The organism is Oceanobacillus sp. CAU 1775, from assembly GCF_054482815.1.
Genome location: NZ_JBTLRO010000005.1, coordinates 101,855 through 120,286, shown reverse-complemented (window position 1 = coordinate 120,286; position 18,432 = coordinate 101,855). Strand labels below are relative to the sequence as shown.

Below are 18,432 nucleotides of genomic sequence, written 5' to 3'. Positions count from 1 at the left end.
GTAGGATTGAAATTAGTGACCGGTAAACTTACTTTATTGGTCCCAAAACCGGTAGCATCGAAATAGTGACCGATAAACTTACTTTATTGGTCTCAAAATCGGTAGCATTGAAATAGTGACCGATAAACTCTATAAGTCAGCTGTTAATCCAACGTTAGCGCTCTTTATCTTACATTTAAAGAGGTGGAAGATTAAAGAAATTGACACTTACCTTTTCTTTCTTTAAAATTGATAGGATAGAAATTTTCAGGGGGAAGAGGAATGCAGACGGTGAAAGACGTGAATGTAAAGGAAGCATTGAATGAAAGATCAGGCTTTAATGTATGGTGGCGATTGATGCGTCCGCATACATTGACAGCTTCTTTTATTCCAGTTTTTGTTGGAACAATGCTGAGTATGATAGATGGACAAATCAATTGGTTTTTATTTGCGGCAATGCTTATTGCTTCAATGTTAATCCAAGCAGCAACAAATATGTTCAATGAATATTATGATTATAAATTAGGTTTAGATACAGAAGAATCCGTTGGCATTGGTGGAACAATTGTACGCGATGGAATAAAACCAAAAACAGTACGAGATTTAGCATTTATATTTTATGGTATTTCGATATTATTAGGAATCTATATTTGTATGGCATCTAGTTGGTGGATTGCGGTTATCGGGTTAGTTTGTATGGCAGTCGGCTATTTATATACTGGAGGGCCAATTCCTATTTCTTATACGCCATTTGGTGAATTATTTTCGGGAGTGCTAATGGGGACGGTAATTATTGCGATTACTTACTTCATTCAAACACTTACATTAACTACGGAAGTGATTTGGATTTCTATTCCAGTTAGTATTTTCATTGGAAGTATAAATTTATCGAACAATATACGTGATCGAGATGGGGATCAATTAGGTGGTAGGAAAACAATCGCCGTTCTTATCGGTAGAGAAAAAGCAATTACATTACTCGCAATCTCATTTGTTGTTGCATACGCGACAACGCTGGGCTTAATTATTGTTGGCATCTTGCCGATTTGGTCAGTAATAACTTTCCTGAGTGGGATTGTAGCGATTTCAGTAATTAAAAACTTCAGAGGAAAAACAGAACCATTAGAAATGATGCCTGCCATGAAAGCAACGGGTAAAACAAATACTTTCTATGGAATTTTATTAAGTATCTCACTGATTTTAAGTATGTTTTTCTGAAATAAATGGTAAAAATCAAACATTGTAATGCTATTGAGGGCAGATACTGATATATTTCGATAAATGCTGATATGGACACAAAATATCCTGATACTGTCACAACTTATCCTGATATAGACACAACTTATCCTGATATCTGCCAGTCAGCATCTTAAAAAATATAAAAGGGTTCATCTCCTCATCTGGAGACGAACCCTTATTTTTATATTGCATTTATTTGTTTTTGTTCGATCCAACTGCGCATTTTGATAAATAGCGGAACGAATAAAATCGCAACGACTATTCCTTTAATAACATTAAATGGTAACACCCCGATAAGGATTGCACCCCATGCTATTTCACTACTCATGTCCCAACCCATAAACCAAGAATATGCTGGTAGGAAAACATAATAGTTCATGACGCTCATTCCAATTGCCATAACAACCGTTCCAGTTATTAAACCAGATACGATACTTTTAACTCCTTTATGGAACTTGTGGTAAATCAATGAAACTGGAAGGACAAACATCACTCCAGCGGCAAAGTTAGCCATGATTCCAATAGGGTCACCGGCACCAGTTACAATTAGGTAGAGCAAGTTCTTAATTAAAACAACAAGCACTCCTGCTAAAGGTGAGAAAATCAGACCAGCCATTAATGCAGGTACATCACTAAAGTCGATTTTCAAATACGGTGGTAAAAATGGTAATGGGAAGTTTAAGAAAAATAATATGAGCGCGATCGTTCCCAGGAGCGCAATAATGATTAACTTAGATAATTGCTTACTTTTTTGCATTATCTATTCCTCCTTCATCTTTTTTAATCGATTCTAACTCGTGATGAAGGATAAGCCTCGCCTAAAATACATCCATAACGCTGTCCAATCTTAAAAGACAGAAAAACCCTAAAGCTAATAGAGGCTTTAGGGCAAAATAAATGCAATAGTAAATAAAGGTACAGAAATAAGCACCAGTATTTGGCTTTACATCTTCTCCCATCCAGACTTTAACTGTCGGTTCTGGAATCACACCAGATCAACCATCATGTATCGCAATGGCTCGTGGACTTAAGTTGTGAAACAACCTATCACCACCGGTCGGGAATTGCACCCTGCCCCGAAGATTAGAATCGATTATTTAGTTACTAAAAATAAGTATACTACAAATTTTATATTATGCAATAGGTTTGCTTGCACAAAAAATTAACGCAGAAATTTAGCATTAATTTTATCAAATAAAATTTTTTTAAGAATTATTGTCGAAAATACAGTCCTTTCCTTGAGAAGTTGGGGAAAAGAGCATAAAATATAATTGGACATTTTTTATTGTGTTTTTTTATCGGAGGGTACCTAAAATGATCGACATAAAAATGGAACAGCTAGAAGCGCGCTTGACTCATGCGATTAAACAGATCAAAGCAAATGAGCGTTATAAGCTTGCTAGCTTTACGAAAGAAATAGATAATAACAATCTGCTTCATGTATTTGAAGCAGCAAAAAGTTTAAATAAAGATAGATTTTTCTGGAGAAGTTCATCGCGTAAATTAACTTTTACAGGTGTAGGAAAAGCAGACACGCTGGAAACGAATGAAGATAGATACACGCAAACAGAAAACCAGTGGAAAGAGTTACTTGATCATGCTTTTGTAGACAATCCATTCGAAGGCATTCCTGGAACAGGGATAGTCGCTTTTGGTGGAATGTCTTTTGATCCATTAGAAGAGAGAACACCGCTTTGGGCAAAATTTAAACAAAGCCAATTTTATATACCAGAAATCATGTTAACGGAATATGAGAATAACTTTTATTTAACTTTAAATATTGTCCTAACGAAAATAGATGATGTAGATAAAGTAGCAGACAAACTTAGAAAAATGAGCCAAGACTTTTTACAAGGTGAACCTTTTGAAGAACAGGATCTAAAGATTGATAAGAAAATTGAAATCAATCCTGAAAAGTGGAAGGAATCTGTAAAGGTTGCGACCAAAGAAATTCAAGAGAAAAAGGCGGAAAAAATCGTGCTTGCTCGTGAAATTAGACTTCACTTCAATGAGGAAGTAAATATCGCATCTGTGTTGGAACAGCTTATTGAAACACAACAGACAAGCTATATCCATGCATTTGAAAGTGATGGCGATTGCTTTATTGGTGCAACACCTGAACGTCTTGTAAAGGTAGAAGATAAAGATTTACTATCGACATGTTTAGCTGGAACTGCGCCTCGAGGAAAGACTGAGGAAGAAGATGCGAAGATTGGTTACCAGCTACTTCATGATGAAAAAAATCTAAGAGAACATGATTTTGTTGTTCAAATGATAAAAAATGCACTGATTAATTCTTGTACGAATGTCGTTATGCCAGAAAAGCCAGTACTTTTCCCATTAAAAAATCTTCAACATTTATATACGCCTGTGACAGGTCAATTAAAAGATGGCTATACGATTTTTGACGTTGTAGCAGCATTGCATCCAACACCTGCACTTGGTGGAACGCCGACTGTAGAATCTCTCGCATTTATTAGAGAACATGAGCTTTTAGATCGTGGTTGGTATGGTGCGCCACTTGGCTGGGTTGACAGTAATAATAACGGAGAATTTGTTGTAGCTATCCGCTCAGGACTTATTCAAGGAAATGAAGCATCATTATTTGCTGGTTGTGGGGTTGTAGCGGATTCTGATCCTGAATTGGAATATGAAGAAACAAAAATTAAATTACTGCCGATGCTAAATGTATTAGGGGGCCAACCTGAATGAATCATACAGAAGTGATAACAAGATATACGACAAACTTTGTCGATGAACTGGTGAAAAGTGGTATTACCGACGTGGTCATATCACCCGGTTCTCGTTCCACACCTTTAGCATTGGCATTTGCTGAACATGAAGCTGCGAAAGAATGGGTCATTATTGATGAAAGATCCGCAGCTTTTTTTGCGCTTGGAATTGCTAAAAAAACGAAGCGAGCAGTTGCCCTTGTCTGTACTTCTGGTACGGCTGCAGCAAATTATTTTCCGGCAATTGTGGAAGCACATTATAGTCGTGTGCCCCTTGTTGTTCTTACGGCAGATCGACCACATGAATTAAGAGACGTCGGAGCCCCACAGGCAATTGAACAAATTGATTTATACGGAAAATATGTTAAATGGTTTCAAGAGATGGCAATTCACGAGGCATCAAGGGAAATGCTGGCATACGTGAGAAACAAGGCAGCTCGAGCCGTCTATATGGCAATGGAAGGAAATCCAGGCCCAGTTCATATGAATATTCCTTTCCGTGAACCATTGATGCTTGATTTTTCCCTAGAAGGACTATGGGAGCATCCAGATTTTAGTACGAAAAACTATGAGCCACCGTTTGACGGAAAAAAACAATTATCAGAAGTGGAAATCGAGAACTTCCTAAAACGCATTGAAAATAAGGAAAGAGGCTTAATTATTTGTGGCCCGCAAACAGATTTTATTGATTTTCCAAAAGCAATAACAACTTTTGCCGAAAAATTAAACTTACCGATATTAGCAGATCCACTTTCCCAATTACGTTCTGGAAAGCATAGCAAAGCAAATATCATTGAAACATTTGACGCTATTTTAAAAAATGAAGAAATCCGAGAAAAATACCAGCCAGACTTTATTATTCGCTTTGGTGCGATGCCAGTTTCAAAACCATACTTGTTCTTTATCAAAGAAAACCGCCATGTACCACAATTCATTGTGGAAAATTATAGTGGCTACAGGGAACCTACAGGGAATGTAACAGAATTTATCTTTTCAGACCCCGTACATTTCTGTGAAGCACTAGCAGAAAAACATACCACGGCTCTGCCAAGCGAATGGTTAAAGCAATGGCAAAACATGAATAAGATTGCGAGAAAACATTTGGAAGCGGATGTAGAGGAAAACATTACAGAGGGGGAGGCCATTCGTGGACTTTCCGCTGTAATTCCTAACGATAGTGTGATGTATGTCGGAAATAGTATGGCTATCCGTGATGTCGATACATTTTTCTTATCCAATGAAAAGAATATTGAAATCCTTGCAAATCGTGGGGCTAATGGAATCGATGGCATGGTATCAAGCGCAATTGGTGCGGCAACAGATAGAACACGTATTACCCTGGTTCTTGGTGACCTTTCGTTTTTCCATGATATGAATGGTCTCCATGCAGCAAAACATTATGAGTTGGATGTGACGATCTTACTTATTAATAATAATGGTGGGGGAATATTTTCATTTCTTTCGCAAGCAGGGGATAAAAAACATTTTGATGCTTTATTTGGCACACCGGTCAATTTGGATTTCGAGACGGTCGCAAAGCTCTATGAAGCTTCCTACTTTGAAGCAACAACAGAAGCTGAGTTAAAAGAAACCTTAAAACAAACCTATAATCAAAAAGGACTTTCTATCGTAGAAGTGAAAACAGATCGAGAAGAGAATGTTACTTGGCATCGTTCGAAATGGCAGGCAATTACGGAAGAATTACTAGAAGACGAGGGCTGATACTTTGTATTTTTCAACAAATGGAACCGATTATCGGTATCAAATCATTGGAGAAGGAACGCCAATAATTTTCTTGCACGGCTTTACTGGAACGAGTGCCACTTGGGAAAACTTTATAAATAACCCTACACCCGGCATGCAATTTATCGTAATCGATATGCCAGGTCATGGGAAAACTAGCGGGGACCGTCTGGTTACGATGGAGGATTTTTGCCATGATCTCCATCAATTTATAAAATATCTGAACCTGGAAAAAGTATATCTTGTTGGCTATTCCATGGGAGGAAGAGCGGCATTATCATACGCTACCAGTTATCCGGAATCACTGTATGGAGTAGTGTTAGAAAGTGCTTCGCCTGGTCTTTCGACGGAAGAAGAGCGAGCGCAAAGAGTAAAAGCAGACGAAAAGCTTATCGAAAAAATTAAGTCTCAAGGCATAGAAGCCTTTGTTGATTTTTGGGAGAACATTCCTTTATTCGATTCCCAGCTAAGTTTAGCCGAAACTGTTCAAGAAAAAATCCGCAAAGAGCGCCTTTCCCAAACCGAAGCAGGACTTATTCAGTCATTAAAAGGAATGGGCACAGGCGCACAAAACTCTAATTGGGATAAATTATTTTCTTTGCAGTTTCCAGTACTTCTAGTCGTAGGAAGTTTAGATGAAAAATTCGTTGCGATTAATGAACAAATGGCTGAGTGGATTCCGAATGTAACGACGGAGATATTTTTCGAAGCAGGCCATGCCGTTCATCTAGAGAAGCCGGAGCTTTTCAAGGAATGTATCCTTGGGTTTGCAAATTATCATACATCATGAGAAAATTAGCATATATCAAGAGATAAGCAAAAAAAATGTTGAATTTGATGAGGAGGAAATGATTTGGCAGTAAAATGGGTTGAAGCTAGAAAATATGAAGAAATCATTTATGAAAAATATAATGGAATAGCAAAAGTTACCATCAATCGTCCTGAAAAACGTAATGCGTTCACGCCACTTACGGTACAGGAAATGATTCATGCGTTCTCTGATGCACGTGATGATTCATCAATTGGTGTTATTATTTTAACTGGACAAGGTGAAAAAGCATTCTGTTCAGGTGGAGACCAATCAGTAAGAGGAAATGGTGGGTATGTAGGAGACGATAATATTCCACGTCTAAACGTACTTGATTTACAACGTTTAATCCGTACCATTCCGAAGCCAGTAATCGCAATGGTATCTGGTTACGCAATTGGTGGAGGCCATGTGCTACACGTCGTATGTGACTTAACAATTGCAGCTGATAACGCAAGATTCGGACAAACAGGTCCAAAAGTAGGAAGCTTTGATGCTGGTTATGGAGCAGGTTACTTAGCAAGAATGGTTGGACATAAACGTGCACGTGAAATTTGGTTCCTATGCCGTCAGTACACTGCAGCAGAAGCTTACGAAATGGGCATGGTAAACACAGTAGTACCATACGAAAGATTAGAAGAAGAAACGATTCAGTGGTGTAATGAAATTCTTGAAATGTCACCAACAGCACTTCGCTTTTTAAAAGCATCGTTCAACGCAGATACAGATGGGCTTGCAGGACTTCAGCAGTTAGGTGGAGACGCAACACTTCTTTATTACACAACACCTGAAGCACAAGAAGGTCGCGATGCATTTAAAGAGAAAAGAAAGCCTGATTTCAAGAAATTCCCACGCTTCCCGTAAAATAATTAAAAACCTTTGCTGAAAAGCAGAGGTTTTATTCAATTTTATAGAAAGGAGCATGATGTATGGCAGAGATTATTCCACACTGGCTAACAAAACAAGCAAATCTCTCCCCAAACCGATTAGCTTTTGAAAGTCACCATGAAAAAAATATAACTTTTAAAGAATTAGAAGAAAATAGTAAAAGTTATGCGAAGAAGCTTGCAACCTTAGGAGTAAAAAAAAGTACCCATATTGGAATATTATCTTCCAATCAACTAGAAATGATTTACGCGATTCATGCGTTAAGTTATCTCGGTGCAGTAGGTGTCCTTTTAAACACAAGGCTTACCGATGAAGAAATTAAATATCAACTGGAAGATGCGAATGTAACGCTTGTCATCACAGATGAACAAGAAGCAAGTCGTGAATTTCAGGATGTTGAGCAGTTTAGTTATGCTGATCTAAAACTAGTACCAGAAACTAGTGCTTCACTTTTAACAGAAATAAACTTAGATGATATTTTCACGATTATGTACACTTCAGGAACGACAGGATTTCCAAAAGGTGTTTTGCATACATATGGAAATCATTGGTGGAATGCTATCGGATCAGCGCTTAATTTAGGGATGCAACAAGAAGATAAATGGCTCATCACACTTCCTTTTTTTCATGTAAGTGGTCTAACTTCTTTAATAAAAAATGTAATCTATGGCATGCCGATTTATTTCATGAAAAAGTTTGACGTAACTGCGGTTCACGAAGCGATCATGACAAAGCAAATTACGATCGTTTCTGTTGTTACAGTAATGGTTCAGCGATTAATTGAGAAACTTGGTGAACAAAAATATCCGGAAACAATGCGCTGTTTTTTACTTGGCGGTGGACCAGCTCCAAAAACAATGCTTGAAACTGCAAAAGAAAAAAGTATTCCCGTTTTTCAAAGCTATGGCATGACGGAAACGACCTCCCAAATAGTTACATTAAGTCCAGAAGATGCTCTCAGGAAACTAGGTTCTGCTGGAAAACCATTACTGCCCGCACAGTTAAAAATTGAAAACCAAGCTGAAGATGGTGTTGGTGAAATTTTTGTAAAAGGTCCAACCGTTACAAAAGGCTATTACAACAACCAAGAAGCAAATCAAGCTACTTTTCATGAAGGTTGGTTAAAGACGGGAGATTTAGGTCGGGTAGATGCAGAAGGATTCTTATATGTGATGGATCGACGCACAGACCTTATTATTTCCGGAGGGGAAAATATTTATCCGTCAGAAATAGAAAACGTGCTAATGAAACTTCCAGAAGTTAAAGAAGCTGGAGTTGTCGGAGTTAAAGATGAAGCATGGGGACAAGTTCCTGTCGCTTATGTGGTTCTTGAAAAAGAAATTTCAGAAGAAGCTATCTTAACTTATGCAGAAACACAGCTTGCAAAATATAAATTACCAAAAAAAATTCATTTCATTGATGCTCTACCTCGCAATGCAGCGAATAAGGTAATGAGGAATCAATTATCCAGTAAGTAGAAATCAATCAGTTGTACTTTTTGTACATGCTTTCTCGTGAGATAGACAAAATATTTACGAGGAGGTTTTTGTATGAAAAAGAAATATTATATAGGGATTAACAATGGTGTGATTACGCAAGATAAAACAAATCAAAATGCCGGATATATTATTTATGCGGATGATCAAGAAATACAACAAGTAAGAAATGAACTGGAAAACATGCAAGACGCGAGTTTAAAGAGTTTTGTGCGTGCCCATATTCCAATCATGCCATATCACAATGATGCTTCAAACGATCAATATGATGCAGGCTTAAGTAACTTGTTTCAGTTGCTTTATGAATTGGGTGACACACAAACAAAAGAACACATCGAATCACTAAACATTTTTTCCTAATCAAGTTATAATTATTGGAAAGGGGACCCTATATGGAATTGATTTATATAGCGTCTTCTTTTCAATATAATTGATTTTTGGATGTTTAAATGAGAGAAGCAAAAGGAATAGAAGTGTTAGACAGTTTCCTTATAAATTGTTGAGAAAAATATAAAAGGTAGTGGATTTACTTGAAGATATTTAAAGATTTTTATAAAAATGAAGTCCAACTGTCTTTTGAAAATCATCCTTTTTCCAAAAGCCCTAAGCATGTTTGGGTGATTTGTCGGTATAAAGGCAGATGGCTCTTAACAAAACACAAGGAGCGGGGGTTAGAGTTCCCTGGAGGTAAAGTAGAGGAAGGGGAAACTGCAGAGCAAGCTGCGATTCGTGAAGTTCACGAGGAAACCGGTGGCATTGTTGAAGAAATTCATTATATTGGCCAATATTATGTAGATGGGAAAAGGGATTATGTTATCAAAAATATTTATTTTGCGAAGATCAATCGTCTGATTGAGCAAGAGACTTATTATGAAACAGATGGGCCTGAGCTTCTAGATAATATCCCGAAAGACGTCAAAGAGAATAAAGGTTATAGTTTTATTATGAAAGATGACATTTTAGGTCATGCTTTAGCATTTATAAAAGAAAATAATTTTCAAAACTAAGAAATCGCCTACTTATTGTATGGCGATTTCTTTTTAATAACTACCCCTTCGAACGATTCCCGATTAGCCAGCGTTCGATTCTTTCTACTGCTTTGTACATTATTGCTGCAAGGATAGCGATGATGACTAAACTTGCCATTACAAGTGTGAAATCGAAGACTTGGAAGCCATAGATGATTAAATAACCCAAACCTTGCTTTGACACTAGATATTCCCCAACGATAACCCCAACCCAAGATAAACCGACGTTCACTTTAAGTGTAGAAATCATCACAGGTAAGGAAGCAGGGAAAATGACTTCTTTATAGATTTGGAGTCTAGTCGCCCCGAAGCTCCTTAGCACATTTGTGTAATTCATATTTACTTCCTGAAAAGCACGATAGACAACCAATGTCGTTACAATGACAGAAATAATGAAACCCATTGTAATGATTGATAAATACCCTGGACCAAATGCAACAATCAAAATCGGCCCTAAAGCTACCTTAGGCATTGCGTTGAAGATTACAAGGTATGGATCCATAATGTTGGCAAACCTCGTTGAATACCATAGGGAAGTCGCAATAAGGACCCCTCCAACTGTACCTAGGATAAATCCTAATAATGTTTCAAATAACGTTACTGTAATATGTGGAAATAGTGTGCCATTCATTATTCGATTAAAAATTAATTCAACAATCCTTGATGGGGAGCTAAATAAGAGAGGGTCAATAAGATACAATCTACTAGCTATTTCCCAAGTTAAAAAGAAAACAACAGCGATAATAATTTGCCAAAAATACACAAGTTTCTTTTCGTTTTTTAATTTCTTTTGATGCGCCCGAAATAACTTATCGCCAGTTTGGTCATTCATTTCAAATCACCTAGTTCTACTGGTGATTTTACATTTTCTAAATCGCTCCATATTTCATCAAATAACCCTTGGAATTTCGGATGTTTTCTAGCGAGCATTGGCGAGTGATCTCTTAATTCGATTGGCACCTCGTAGATATGAGAAATTCTACCTGGATTTGCTTTCATCAAAATAATTCGATCACTCATTGCAATCGCTTCTCCGATATCATGGGTAACGAGAATCGTTGTTTTATGATAATTTTTAAGAATGTTTGCCACAAGCTCTTCAAGTTTCAATTTAGTTTGAAAATCAAGCGATGAAAAAGGTTCATCAAGCAAGAAGATTTCTGGGTCATTAATCAGCGTCCGCACAAGGGCAGCTCTTTGTCGCATCCCACCTGAAAGCGATTCAGGATATTGATCATGAACGTTTTCTAAATCTACTTCTTTCAGCATATCAATCGCTTTTTGGGTAATTTCCTTCGTCTCTCGATTTTGGATTTTCGGGCCTAAAAGTACATTTTCCAGGATTGTTTTCCAAGGATATAAATAATCTTGTTGGAGCATATAGCCGATTTCATCTTTTGTTTCTTTAAGGTTTTTTCCATTTAAATAAATATCGCCTGAAGTATTGGTGACAAGTTTTGCAATGATGGATAGAATGGTTGATTTCCCACAACCGCTTGGACCGAGTAAAGAAATAAATTCTCCAGGCTGTATAGAAAAAGAGATATTATCAAGTGCTTTCTTATAATTATCTGTTGAAAAGTAGTGATGGCTAACGTTCTCTAGTTTCAAAATACTCATCTGAAATCCTCCTTACTCGTTCATCACTTCTTTAGCGATTTCAGTATTTACCAAGTCTTCATATGGAGCATCAATTGGAAGTTCTCCAGCTTCATCCATAATACTTTTTAAATTATCCCAAGCACTTTCATGTAAAATTGGATCTAGTGAGAAAGAGCCTTGTTGTTTATAGCGGTCGACGGAAGCAGTGAGGACGTCAAGGTCCGTTTCTTCGAAGTAAGGAGAAATTAGTTCTGCGATTTCAGCTGCCGAACTTTCTTCCACCCATTGCTGTGCACGATAGATTGCTCGGGTAAACTTTTTCACATTGTCTTCGTTTTCCTCAAGATAACTTTGCTTCGTCATGAAAACGGTATAAGGTACTTCACCTGATTCTTCACCGTAGGAAGCAACAATATAGCCTTGACCTTCTTGTTCAAAAATACTTGCAGTTGGCTCAAAGAGTTGTACATACTTATAATCCCCAGATTGGAAAGCACCTGGAATGTTAGCAAAATCAATACTCTGGTTTAATTCTAGGTCTGTATGTGGGTCGATTCCGTGTTTTTTCAAAACGTATTCACCAACCATTTGTGGCATTCCTCCAACACGCTGACCAAGATATTTTTCACCTTTCATATTCTCAAAAGAAAAATCTGGATCGGGTTCTTTAGAAACAAGAAAAGTTCCATCTGTTCTAGTGAGCTGCGCAAAGTTTATTGCGTAATCTCTAGAGTCCTGTGCATAGACGTAGATCGATGTTTCAGATCCAACCAATGCAATATCTGCACCACCTGAGAGCAAGGCTGTCATTGTTGTGTCGCCACCCCAAGTTGTTTGCAGTTCAACTTCTAAACCTTCGTCTTCAAAGTAACCATTTTCAAGAGCAACATATTGAGGGGCATAAAACAGGGAGCGAGTAACTTCAGCGAGTTGTATTTTTACATTGCTTGTGTTACACGCTGAAAGGAATAAAACAATCATCCCAAGGAATAAAAAACACTTCATCATTTTCATATTGTCCGACCCTTTCGCATTAATCTTTATCGTCAAATACATTTTATGCCCAGACTTTATTTGTGTGCTATTTAATCTGGAGGATTGCAGCGCTGATACAAAAGGATGTGTCGCTTTCATCTGCCTCGATTTATTGCCCTCAAGGGTCTCGTCTAGAATCTAATCAAAGCTACTGAAGAACTATCTTTAAGAAAAAAGGGGTGACATTTTTCTGGAGAAATTAGTTAAATTTAACTGAAATGCTGAAGATGTCACACTTTCTGAAGTGGACACAGAAAATCCCGAAGTTCACAATTAACCTCAGTTATGATGTTGTTTAGATAGATAATTGTTAAAGCTAGCTTCCATTGTTGTGGGAGTTGGCTTTTTTTGATGGGTATTTGTGCGGTATTTTGCGGAATCCCGAAGTTGTCACAGAAAATCCCGAAGTGGACACAATTTTTCCCGAAGTGTTCACAAAATATCCCGAAGTGGACACAGAAAATCCTGAAGTTCACAATTACCCGCACGAAAATATATAGCTAGCTTCCATTTTGGTGTGAGTTGGCTTTTTTGATGGATTTTAGAGTGTATATTGGATGGATGCTGAAGTTGTCACAGAATATGTTGAAGTGGACACAATTTACGCTGAACTTGCAACACAATATGCTGAAGTCGTCACAGAATATGCTGAAGTTCACAATTCAGATTCGAGAACTTCCAAAAAGTCTTTTATTTTAGTCTTCAGCAGCCCGATTTAGCATTCGATGTACTGAGGCTAATCACAGCGAACATCACATTATCCTTTTGAGCACAAAAAAATCCCCATTCTCTAAAATCGAGAATGGGGTTCAGCAAGGTTCGCTGAGAATTTTCACTCATATATAAAATCCTTTTTGGGATGAGGAAACGAATTAATTTCCTTGGTAAACTGGTCCTGCTTGTTGAATAGACTCAGTTACATTATTGAATTTCTCAAAGTTCTTATGGAACTCACCAGCTAAAGCTTTTGCTGCTTCGTCATATGCTGTTTTGTCTTCCCAAGTATTCTTTGGAACTAAAACTTCATCGGGAACACCAGCAACATGTACTGGAATTTGTAAACCAAATACTTCATCAGTAATTGTTTCGATGTTGTTTAACTCACCTTCAAGTGCTGCATGAATCATTGCACGTGTGTAAGATAATTTCATACGGCTACCAACACCATATGAACCACCAGTCCAACCAGTATTTACTAAGAATACACTTGCATCATACTGATCAATTTTTTGACCAAGCATATCCGCATATTTCGCTGGTGCAAGTGGTAGGAATGGAGAACCGAAACATGCAGAGAATGTTGCTTGTGGTTCTGTAACACCACGCTCTGTACCTGCAAGTTTACTTGTGTAACCACTTAAGAAGTGATACATTGCTTGCTCTTTTGTTAACTTACTGATTGGCGGTAACGTACCAGATGCATCCGCCGTTAAGAAAATAATTGTGTTTGGATGACCAGCAACACTTGGTGAAACAATGTTATCAATGTTTTCTACTGGGTATGCTGCTCTTGTATTTTCAGTAAGTGATGTATCATCATAATCAGGTTCACTTGTTTTTTCATCAATAATTACGTTCTCTAATACAGATCCGAAACGAATCGCATTGAAAATTTGTGGTTCTTTTTCAGCAGATAAGTTTGAACATTTCGCATAGCAACCACCTTCAATGTTGAAGACGCCGTTTGGACTCCAACCATGCTCATCATCACCGATTAAACGACGGTAAGGATCTGCAGAAAGTGTTGTTTTACCTGTACCTGAAAGACCGAAGAATAATGCAACATCGCCTTCTTGGCCAACGTTTGCCGAACAGTGCATCGAAAGAACGTTTTGTTGTGGTAATAGATAGTTCATGATAGAGAAGATTGACTTTTTAATTTCTCCAGCATACTCCGTACCACCAATAAGTACAATTCGTTTTTTAAATGATATAATAATGAATGTTTCAGAGTTAGTTCCGTCAACTTCTGGATCTGCCTTGAAGTTTGGAGCAGAAACAACTGTAAATTCTGTCTGATGTGTTTCTAATTCTTCTTCAGTTGGTGCAATGAATAGCTGACGAGCAAAAAGATTATGCCAAGCAAATTCATTAAACACTTGGATTGGTAGCTGATAATTTTTATCTGCCCCAGCAAAACCTTTAAACTGATAAACTTCATCTTTATCCATTAAGTAGTCTGTGACTTTTTGATATAATTTATCGAATGTTGCTTCATCGATTGGTCGATTCACATTTCCCCAATCAACTGTATCTTCACTAATTTCATCTTTTACAATAAATTTATCTTCCGGGGAACGTCCAGTATATTTTCCTGTAGTTGCTGTAACTGCACCAGTTGAAGTTAATACGCCTTCTTTACGCTCTAATACGCGTTCTACTAGGTTTGCTACAGATAAATTCTCCTTCAGGTTTTTATGACTATTAAGTTTGTTTGCCAATGAATTGTCGACCATTTTCATTATCATTCTCCTGCCTTTAGAAGGTATTATTTAGTAAATATCACTTATTAATAAAAGTATTTTGTTAAATCTTTTATTAGTATAACACATTGGTGTGATTAATCCATACTAATACAAGCTTTTTTTTCAAAAAAACATACGAACCAATCACCATATAAAAGTGTAACAATAATAGTCTTTATTGACAATAAGCTTGCATTTGGTTACTCTTATCTAAGAGCGAACACTCTCTTATTCAGAGCAGGCGGAGGGACAGACCCGATGAAGCCCAGCAACCTCACGATTTCGTGAAAGGTGCTTACCTGGTGCAAGGAATAATCCTTGAACAATAAGAGCGAAAGGCCGGTTTTTCCTTTCCTCATGAATGTAGGAAGGGATTTTTTTGTTTTTTGCCTTGAATAGTCTTAAACTTTGAATATAAAAAAGGGTTTTCGTTACAAAATTTACAAAGGAGAGAACGAACCACATGACTGAAAATCGTCGTTTATTCACATCAGAGTCGGTAACCGAAGGACATCCAGATAAAATGTCCGATCAAATATCAGATGCCATCTTAGATGAAATTTTAAAGGAAGATCCTTATGCGCGAGTAGCTTGTGAAACAGTTGTAACGACAGGCATGGTTTTTGTTGCAGGAGAAATTTCAACAAAAACATATGTAGATATTCCTGCAATTGTCCGCAAAACAATTAAAGAAATTGGCTATGTACGAGCGAAATATGGCTTTGATTCAGAAACATGTGCAGTAATGACTGCAATTGATGAACAGTCCCCAGATATTGCTGGCGGGGTTGATCAAGCATTAGAAGCTAGACAAGGAAAAATGGAAGGTACAGACTTAGATGCAATTGGAGCAGGGGACCAAGGATTAATGTTTGGTTATGCTTGTGACGAAACGGAAGAATTAATGCCACTACCAATAAGTCTTGCACACAAACTTTCCAAACGTTTAGCGGATGTTCGAAAAGAAGAAATCATTGATTACTTACGACCAGATGGAAAAACACAAGTAACCATTGAATATGATGAGCAGGACCAGCCTGTCAGGATTGACACAATTGTTATATCTACACAGCATCATGAAGAAGTTTCCAACGAAACAATTGAAAAAGACATCATTGAGCATGTTATTAATAATGTCGTACCAACAGAACTTTTAGATGAGAGAACGAAATATTTTATTAATCCTTCTGGACGTTTTGTACTTGGAGGGCCTCAAGGTGATGTAGGACTTACAGGTCGAAAAATCATTGTCGACACTTATGGTGGTTATGCTCGCCATGGTGGGGGAGCTTTCAGTGGGAAAGACCCGACAAAAGTTGACCGATCAGCTTCTTATGCAGCACGCTACGTTGCAAAAAATATTGTCGCTGCAGGCTTAGCGAGAAAATGCGAAGTGCAATTAGCATATGCAATTGGTGTTGCTGAACCAGTTTCCATTGCAATCGATACATTTGGAACTGGAAAAGTTTCAGAGGATACACTTGTCCAAGCTGTCCGTGAACTTTTTGATTTACGTCCCGCAGGAATCATCCGCATGCTTGATTTAACAAAACCAATCTATAGAGACACAGCTGCTTATGGACATTTTGGCAGAACAGATGTTATCTTCCCTTGGGAGAAAGTAGATAAGGTTGAAGAGTTGAGAGCTTTGACGCAGGTAAATTAATATTTAATAAATAATACTCGAGTGATTAGTAGACGAATTCGTAAATGAGTTCGTCTATTTTTTATAGGAATGTTGAAGCTTTATTTGATGGTATTTGTGTATGCTGGAGTAGGTAACATCGGTCAAAGTTGGGTGTAAGAATCCAATAGATACTATTCAAAGGTAGGTAGCACTAACATATAAATAAAGTACAAAAAAACCTTACTAAGTACAGACAATATTTGTAGCATGTTATAATGTAATAAGAAATAATAATAAAGAGGGGGTATGTGCAATGATACATGATCTTCTTCAAGAAAAACGTGAGAATATTTTAAAAACAGCAGGTAATCACGGTATTAAAAATGTGCGGATTTTTGGCTCTGTTTCAAGACGTGAGGATGGACCTGAGAGTGATCTTGACTTACTAGTAGAATTTGAGGAGAATAGGAGTCTATTTGACTTAATTCGTTTCAAACAAGAAATGGAAGACTTACTTGAAATTAAAGTAGACGTTGTAACTGAAAACTCGATTCATTGGAGTATGAAAGAAGATGTTTTAAACGTGGCAATTCAGCTATGAAAAATGATAAACTCTATTTACTTATGTGAATAGTACAGTGATGTATACGATTGTGCACTAGCTTTATCTTGATCAACAGCCCTACGATGATGCTGATATGTAAGCTTCACTAATTTCAACTATTATTTATTATAATTCAACTTGATTACATAAAAACGGTTTGCAACTGCTAACCGTTTTTTGTTTAGATAAATTCAAAACTTTTTGTTAGGTTGTCTCGTCTAATATTTTGAGGGGGGAAGGCAGTGGGAGATTTTATATTAAATGCAGTCAATACAGAAGAAAAAGAAGAACTGTTTGATGAAATAATGAATGAGTATGGTCAACAGATATTACAGCTCGCCTATTCTTATGTAAATAATATTCAAATTGCAGAAGATCTTACGCAGGACATATTTGTTAAATGTTATAAGTCTCTTCATACATACAGGGGGAACTCTAAGTTAAAGACATGGTTATGGAGAATTGCAATCAATCATTGTAAAGATTACCTACGAAGCTGGTATAACAAAAATGTAATCATAACAGAGAATGAATTGAAACAGGCGGAGAATCAAAATGAAAGCGTGGAACAAACGGTCATTCAAATGGAAGAGGATCACAAACTTGTTGCTAGAATAATGAACTTACCAATAAAATATCGTGAAGTAATCTACTTGTTTTATTTTGAGGAGTTATCTATCAAAGAAGTTTCTGCCATGCTGGACGTGAAGGTAAATACGGTTAAGACACGACTAAAAAGGGCCAAAGAACTTCTTAAGAAAGGACTGGATGGTTAACATGGAGGAGCGTTTAAAAGGACTCAATAAATCAATCGGACAAAGTACATTTAAGCAATTAAAATTCACTGAAAAACATCGTGAAAAAATCTATGAAAAAATAAATAAATCGAATGAGAGTGAAGATCACATTGTGTTATCCATCCTACAACTTCTAAAAGATGCGAAAACCGGATACGAATTAATGAAGCTTTTACGTTCAAGAGGAATAAAAAAGTTTGAAGGAGAGGAAGGGCTGATCTATACCTTATTACATCGTTTAGAACAAAGTTATTTGATTCAAGCAGAGTGGGATGACCAACTAGGTGCGAAGTATTATCATTTAGATGCGAAAGGAAAGAAGCTCTTAAGTAAAGCAGAAAAATCTACAAATAAACATCTTCAAATTAAGGTATGGATTGAGGTGTAAA

General features: G+C 37.1%; 18 protein-coding genes and 2 riboswitches. Of the genes, 13 read left to right on the top strand and 5 right to left on the bottom strand.

The window, feature by feature from the left end:
- The first annotated feature begins 261 nt into the window (after positions 1-261).
- On the top strand, positions 262-1,197 hold the full coding sequence (locus tag ACXYMZ_RS10185; protein WP_458948295.1) for a 1,4-dihydroxy-2-naphthoate polyprenyltransferase: 936 nt from the start codon (positions 262-264) through the stop codon (positions 1,195-1,197).
- Between the two features lie 202 nt (positions 1,198-1,399).
- On the opposite strand, the gene ACXYMZ_RS10180 is transcribed toward ACXYMZ_RS10185, so the two are convergent.
- Complete coding sequence (locus tag ACXYMZ_RS10180) at positions 1,400-1,975, bottom strand: ECF transporter S component (RefSeq protein WP_458948294.1); 576 nt, start codon at positions 1,973-1,975, stop codon at positions 1,400-1,402.
- A 186-nt stretch (positions 1,976-2,161) separates the two neighbouring features.
- Positions 2,162-2,306, bottom strand: a riboswitch (FMN riboswitch).
- Positions 2,307-2,532: 226 nt separating this feature from the next.
- Between ACXYMZ_RS10180 and ACXYMZ_RS10175 the strand changes: the two genes are divergently transcribed.
- The 7 genes from ACXYMZ_RS10175 (at position 2,533) to ytkD (ending at position 9,892) form a co-directional block, all read left to right on the top strand.
- The gene (locus ACXYMZ_RS10175; RefSeq protein WP_458948293.1) at positions 2,533-3,930 is read left to right on the top strand and encodes an isochorismate synthase; all 1,398 of its coding nucleotides are present in this window, start codon (positions 2,533-2,535) and stop codon (positions 3,928-3,930) included.
- On the top strand, positions 3,927-5,672 hold the full coding sequence (menD, locus tag ACXYMZ_RS10170; protein WP_458948292.1) for a 2-succinyl-5-enolpyruvyl-6-hydroxy-3-cyclohexene-1-carboxylic-acid synthase: 1,746 nt from the start codon (positions 3,927-3,929) through the stop codon (positions 5,670-5,672). The genes ACXYMZ_RS10175 and menD overlap by 4 nt, the downstream gene beginning before the upstream one ends.
- A 4-nt stretch (positions 5,673-5,676) precedes the next feature.
- Complete coding sequence (gene menH, locus ACXYMZ_RS10165; RefSeq protein WP_458948291.1) at positions 5,677-6,483, top strand: 2-succinyl-6-hydroxy-2,4-cyclohexadiene-1-carboxylate synthase; 807 nt, start codon at positions 5,677-5,679, stop codon at positions 6,481-6,483.
- Between the two features lie 63 nt (positions 6,484-6,546).
- Entirely contained in the window at positions 6,547-7,365 is an 819-nt protein-coding gene (gene menB, locus ACXYMZ_RS10160) for a 1,4-dihydroxy-2-naphthoyl-CoA synthase (RefSeq protein ID WP_458948290.1), read from the top strand.
- Positions 7,366-7,430: 65 nt separating this feature from the next.
- Positions 7,431-8,867, top strand: coding sequence for an o-succinylbenzoate--CoA ligase (locus tag ACXYMZ_RS10155; RefSeq protein WP_458948289.1), 1,437 nt, complete (start codon positions 7,431-7,433; stop codon positions 8,865-8,867).
- 72 nt (positions 8,868-8,939) lie between these two features.
- Positions 8,940-9,245 carry a hydrolase gene (locus tag ACXYMZ_RS10150; RefSeq protein ID WP_458948288.1) on the top strand — a complete coding sequence of 102 codons (306 nt, stop codon included), beginning with the start codon at positions 8,940-8,942 and terminating at the stop codon, positions 9,243-9,245.
- Positions 9,246-9,415: 170 nt separating this feature from the next.
- Positions 9,416-9,892, top strand: coding sequence for an RNA deprotection pyrophosphohydrolase (gene ytkD, locus ACXYMZ_RS10145; protein ID WP_458948287.1), 477 nt, complete (start codon positions 9,416-9,418; stop codon positions 9,890-9,892).
- 40 nt (positions 9,893-9,932) lie between these two features.
- Here ytkD and ACXYMZ_RS10140 read toward each other — a convergent pair whose 3' ends face one another.
- The 3 genes from ACXYMZ_RS10140 to ACXYMZ_RS10130 are packed head-to-tail and all read right to left on the bottom strand — an operon-like array spanning position 9,933 to position 12,529.
- The gene (locus tag ACXYMZ_RS10140) at positions 9,933-10,745 is read right to left on the bottom strand and encodes an ABC transporter permease (RefSeq protein WP_458948286.1); all 813 of its coding nucleotides are present in this window, start codon (positions 10,743-10,745) and stop codon (positions 9,933-9,935) included.
- Positions 10,742-11,533 carry an ABC transporter ATP-binding protein gene (locus ACXYMZ_RS10135; protein ID WP_458948285.1) on the bottom strand — a complete coding sequence of 264 codons (792 nt, stop codon included), beginning with the start codon at positions 11,531-11,533 and terminating at the stop codon, positions 10,742-10,744. The genes ACXYMZ_RS10140 and ACXYMZ_RS10135 overlap by 4 nt, the downstream gene beginning before the upstream one ends.
- 12 nt (positions 11,534-11,545) lie before the next feature.
- Complete coding sequence (locus tag ACXYMZ_RS10130) at positions 11,546-12,529, bottom strand: ABC transporter substrate-binding protein (RefSeq protein WP_458948284.1); 984 nt, start codon at positions 12,527-12,529, stop codon at positions 11,546-11,548.
- Between the two features lie 578 nt (positions 12,530-13,107).
- On the opposite strand from ACXYMZ_RS10130, the gene ACXYMZ_RS10125 reads away from it, so the two are divergent.
- Positions 13,108-13,269, top strand: a complete 162-nt coding sequence (locus ACXYMZ_RS10125) for a hypothetical protein (RefSeq protein WP_458948283.1) — start codon at positions 13,108-13,110, stop codon at positions 13,267-13,269.
- 153 nt (positions 13,270-13,422) lie between these two features.
- Here ACXYMZ_RS10125 and pckA read toward each other — a convergent pair whose 3' ends face one another.
- Entirely contained in the window at positions 13,423-15,012 is a 1,590-nt protein-coding gene (gene pckA, locus ACXYMZ_RS10120) for a phosphoenolpyruvate carboxykinase (ATP) (protein ID WP_458948282.1), read from the bottom strand.
- Between the two features lie 228 nt (positions 15,013-15,240).
- A riboswitch (SAM riboswitch) is annotated at positions 15,241-15,347 on the top strand.
- A 131-nt stretch (positions 15,348-15,478) separates the two neighbouring features.
- Between pckA and metK the strand changes: the two genes are divergently transcribed.
- The 4 genes from metK to ACXYMZ_RS10100 all read left to right on the top strand — a co-directional run bounded on the left by metK (position 15,479) and on the right by ACXYMZ_RS10100 (position 18,431).
- Entirely contained in the window at positions 15,479-16,681 is a 1,203-nt protein-coding gene (metK, locus tag ACXYMZ_RS10115; protein WP_458948281.1) for a methionine adenosyltransferase, read from the top strand.
- A gap of 274 nt (positions 16,682-16,955) precedes the next feature.
- The gene (locus ACXYMZ_RS10110) at positions 16,956-17,243 is read left to right on the top strand and encodes a nucleotidyltransferase family protein (protein ID WP_458948280.1); all 288 of its coding nucleotides are present in this window, start codon (positions 16,956-16,958) and stop codon (positions 17,241-17,243) included.
- A 245-nt stretch (positions 17,244-17,488) separates the two neighbouring features.
- Positions 17,489-18,022: a sigma-70 family RNA polymerase sigma factor gene (locus tag ACXYMZ_RS10105; protein ID WP_458948279.1), complete on the top strand. Its 534-nt coding sequence runs from the start codon at positions 17,489-17,491 to the stop codon at positions 18,020-18,022.
- 1 nt (position 18,023) lies between these two features.
- Positions 18,024-18,431, top strand: a complete 408-nt coding sequence (locus tag ACXYMZ_RS10100) for a PadR family transcriptional regulator (protein WP_458948278.1) — start codon at positions 18,024-18,026, stop codon at positions 18,429-18,431.
- The last annotated feature ends 1 nt before the right edge of the window (position 18,432 follow it).